This window comes from Azospirillum tabaci (assembly GCF_014596085.1).
In the GTDB taxonomy this organism is placed as follows: domain Bacteria; phylum Pseudomonadota; class Alphaproteobacteria; order Azospirillales; family Azospirillaceae; genus Azospirillum; species Azospirillum tabaci.
This window is the reverse complement of the sequence record NZ_JACCJY010000091.1, coordinates 1-631: the sequence shown is the minus strand read 5'-3', so window position 1 is coordinate 631 and position 631 is coordinate 1. Positions and strand designations below refer to the sequence as shown.

Annotated in this window: 1 protein-coding gene; it reads right to left on the bottom strand. The window is 69.4% G+C overall.

The genetic code is table 11. The annotated features are described in order from the left end of the window. Positions 1–525, bottom strand: a complete 525-nt coding sequence (locus H0B54_RS29385; protein WP_188263281.1) for a hypothetical protein — start codon at positions 523–525, stop codon at positions 1–3. Positions 526–631: the final 106 nt, after the last annotated feature.

Here is a 631-nt window from a genome sequence, read left to right as displayed (position 1 = left end):
TTACTTCTGGATGCCGATGACCTGCTGCTGGGCCTTGTTGCCGATGCCGGCGGAGAGGTTGGAGACGGTGCCGAGGTTCTGGTTGAACAGGGCGCCCGGGGTGCCGAACTGCATGGCCTTGACCTGCTGCTGGGCGGTGTTGCCGATGCCGACCGCGCTGTTGCTGACCGTGCCGGCGTTGCTGTTGAAGCCGCCCAGAGCGAAGGGCGTCTTCACCCCGCCGCCCATCCCGCCGGCCTGCACGCCAACAACCTGCTGCTTGGCCTTGTTGCCGACCCCGGCGGCGAGGTTGGAGACGTTGCCCAGGTTGGAGGCGGTGCCGAACGGCCCGGCCAGCCCGCCGCCGGCCTGCACGCCCATCACCTGCTGCTGCGCCTTGTTCTGGATGCCCGCGGCGGTGTTGGAGATGACGCCCAGGTTGCTGGCGTTGCCCATCGGGATGCCGCCGGTCATCAGGTCGCCGGCGAAGGCCGGGGCGGAGCAGAGCAGGACGGCGGCGGCGGCGATCAGGGTGGTGCGGCGCATGGTGTGGTTTCCTTCCGGTGTCTGGGGAGTTGGCTTCTGGGGGAGCTGGCTGCCGGTTCCGTCTGCGTCGGGGCCCGGCCTGTTCGATGACCAGACACTACGCCCC